The 2,721-nt window shown below is 41.5% G+C and carries 5 protein-coding genes; 2 read left to right on the top strand and 3 right to left on the bottom strand.

What is annotated here, in order from left to right:
• Nucleotides 1-290 precede the first annotated feature (290 nt).
• Together RM556_RS17210 and RM556_RS17215 are read left to right on the top strand one after the other, a co-directional pair.
• Entirely contained in the window at nucleotides 291-539 is a 249-nt protein-coding gene (locus tag RM556_RS17210) for a type II toxin-antitoxin system Phd/YefM family antitoxin (protein ID WP_311375199.1), read from the top strand.
• Complete coding sequence (locus tag RM556_RS17215) at nucleotides 529-822, top strand: type II toxin-antitoxin system RelE/ParE family toxin (RefSeq protein WP_311375200.1); 294 nt, start codon at nucleotides 529-531, stop codon at nucleotides 820-822. The genes RM556_RS17210 and RM556_RS17215 overlap by 11 nt, the downstream gene beginning before the upstream one ends.
• A gap of 568 nt (nucleotides 823-1,390) precedes the next feature.
• Here the strand turns inward: RM556_RS17215 and RM556_RS17220 are convergent.
• From RM556_RS17220 to RM556_RS17230, 3 genes are all read right to left on the bottom strand, one after another.
• Nucleotides 1,391-1,513, bottom strand: a complete 123-nt coding sequence (locus RM556_RS17220; RefSeq protein ID WP_311375201.1) for a hypothetical protein — start codon at nucleotides 1,511-1,513, stop codon at nucleotides 1,391-1,393.
• A 182-nt stretch (nucleotides 1,514-1,695) separates the two neighbouring features.
• Complete coding sequence (locus tag RM556_RS17225) at nucleotides 1,696-2,001, bottom strand: hypothetical protein (RefSeq protein WP_311375202.1); 306 nt, start codon at nucleotides 1,999-2,001, stop codon at nucleotides 1,696-1,698.
• A 307-nt stretch (nucleotides 2,002-2,308) separates the two neighbouring features.
• Nucleotides 2,309-2,721: hypothetical protein (locus RM556_RS17230; protein ID WP_311375203.1), on the bottom strand; the 413-nt coding region annotated here is incomplete at its 5' end.

Consider the following 2,721-nt stretch of genomic DNA (forward strand, 5'->3'; position numbering starts at 1 on the left):
TAGGGAGTGAGTTGATGCGATTGTTAGGTAGCCGGAATTTATTACGATTTTGACCAAACATTCCATGTTTCCCTTCGTTAACCATTTAGGTAAAAATATACTCGTTTGGCGCCGATACAGCAACTGAAGGTTAGCAGCGTGCACCAAACCGCCAATGCTCGCGAACCCGAAAACAACTCATTAAAAACAGATGAGAGAGACTCCTGAAAGAATGAGCTTATACATAACTCTTGTGGACATGTTAATTTAACTCTAAAATGACCACTTTAAAGACCTAATTGGAGACCGATATGGCCGTCAGAGTTTTAGCCGATGTTGCTGCTAGCATATCTGAGCTTAAAGCAAATCCTATGAAAGTAGCCGGCAGTGCTTACGGTGAGCCCGTAGCAATTTTGAATAGAAATGAACCTGCATTCTATTGTGTACCCGCAGCCGTATATGAGCAGTTAATGGATAAGATTGAAGATTTAGAGCTGTTGCAAATAGTGTACGAACGCAAAGATGAAGAATCAATCGCGGTAAATATAGATGACTTATAAGCTTCAATTTAAAAAGTCTGCGCAAAAAGAGTGGAACAAGCTAGGCGCAACATTAAAAGATCAATTTAAAAAGAAGCTGATTGAAAGATTAAACGTACCGCGCGTTGAAAGCGATCGCGTAATGGGCGGGGCAGATATATATAAAATTAAATTACGCCAATCTGGTTACCGATTAGTTTATCAAGTAAAGGATGACATAGTGGTCGTAGAAGTCATTGCTATCGGTAAACGGGACAGAAATCAGGCTTATAAAAACGCACTTAAGAGAATTGATAAAGACTAAAACCTAACACCCCGCATAACGGGCAGCATTTCGTGCAACCGCACGTAATGATGTCCCAGCGACCGAAGGGAGTGAGTTGATGCGATTGTTAGATTTGTGATGTTTTACGCGTTTTATAAACAACATCCATTGTCACCTTGCGTTAACCATTTAGGTAAAACATTACTCGTTTTGAGCAAAGACAACAACTGATTTATCTTAGGCGAAGACCAAACATGATGCGCTCGCGAACACGAGGTGAAGTTTCTGACATAAAGATGAGGGTGACCCTTGAAAGAACGAGCTTGCGCAATTGTGTCGCGACGAACTCAGATGCTGTTTAGCGAAGACCAGTGAGCAAATGCTCGCGAACATGGAACACAGCTTCCGATTGATTAAACAGGGAACAAGGAAAAAGGGAGAGCTTTAGTAAATGCTAATGAGGCAATGACTAAACAACAGTGCGCTCGCGACCCTTGAATCAAAAGACTAACGAAGAAAGACGAAGAGCAACAGGCTCTGTTGAAGCCGAAACTTGGCTAGTTACTTTGTGCGCTATTAGCTTTTTGTTACGTGCTTTTCTAGCACACTAACACCCCGCATAACGGGCAGCATTGCGTGCAACCGCACGTAATGGTGTCCCAGCGACCGAAGGGAGTGCGTTTATGCGATTGTTATGTTGTTTCGGTTTGGTGCGGTTTTGATAAAACATTCCTTGTTTCCTTGCGATAACCATTTAGGTAAAACAATACTCGTTTGACGCTGACACTACAACTGATGGTTAGCAGCGGGGCCCAAACAACGAATGCTCGCGAACCCGAAAATAACTCATTAAAAACAGATGAAGGTGACTCTTGAAAGAACGAGCTTTCAGCAAACCTAAATATCGCCATCCTAATCTCCACCTCCTGATGAGTCTGAGTCGATGTCGCTGTCTTTATTTGTTGAATGACTCTCATTGGAAGCAGAGTGATACCCCGAAAATATACCTGTATCAATAAAGCCGCCTCGATACTTTATCAAATAATTCAATCGGTAAAATACTATCGCCACACCAAAAATAGGTACTATTAAGGCTAAAAGTATTAATCCAACTTTTGCCAGAGTTGACCGATCTTTGTTTGTTATCACTGGAATTAATGTTGAGAGGAATGCGAATAAGTGCATTAATAACAATGTCCAAATTGCTATCTTATCCATACATAACACCCCGCATAACGGGCAGTTTTTTGGGTGGGCAAAGTCCCAACCAGAAAACTGTCCTGCGCGAGCGTAGCGAGGTTGATGCGTTTGTTATGTTGTTTCGGTTTAGTGCGATTTTGATAAAACATTCCATGCTTCCTTGCGTTAACCATTTAGGTAAAAAAATACTCGTTTGGCGCTGATACTGCAACTGATGGTTGGTAGCGTGAACCAAACAACCAATGCTCGCGAACCCGAAAATGACTCTTTAAAAACAGATGAGAGTGACTCTTGAAAGAAAGAGCTTACTCGTTTTTTGCATTAATTAAGTTGGCATCCATCCGTTGTCCATTTGCCTCCTGCGTAATCCTTTTTCAATTTTCGCGCGCTCCGCCTTAGGATAACCAGGTGATTTATAGCTAGCTTTCAACTTATTCTCAGCTAAGTCGCGAATATTAATCCAGTATTCCTCTCTTACTTCATCATCAATGTTAATTGTTGCAGGAAAAAGAGAATCGGTACCATCTTTTTTGGGTCCAGACACCCAAAAATCTTCCAACGATTTCTCATCATAAAAATTGGCTTTAAGAGGAGTAGAGCGGGTTGATACCAACACTCTGTCGCCATAGTAAATTGTTTTACCCGTTTTTGAGTAACGAACACGAACGATTCGCCCTTCTCCACTCAAGCCATCACTTTTCAACTCAACATACATTATTCTCGAATTCAGACTCATAC

The organism is Alteromonas sp. W364, assembly GCF_031846205.1.
GTDB classification, from domain to species: Bacteria; Pseudomonadota; Gammaproteobacteria; order Enterobacterales; family Alteromonadaceae; genus Glaciecola; species Glaciecola blandensis.

Bases quoted from the DNA above. Each gene is read 5' to 3' on its own strand.
- RM556_RS17220 (WP_311375201.1), bottom strand. From the start codon at position 1,513: ATGTTTTATCAAAACCGCACCAAACCGAAACAACATAACAATCGCATA.
- RM556_RS17215 (WP_311375200.1), top strand. From the start codon at position 529: ATGACTTATAAGCTTCAATTTAAAAAGTCTGCGCAAAAAGAGTGGAAC.
- RM556_RS17225 (WP_311375202.1), bottom strand. From the start codon at position 2,001: ATGGATAAGATAGCAATTTGGACATTGTTATTAATGCACTTATTCGCA.
- RM556_RS17210 (WP_311375199.1), top strand. From the start codon at position 291: ATGGCCGTCAGAGTTTTAGCCGATGTTGCTGCTAGCATATCTGAGCTT.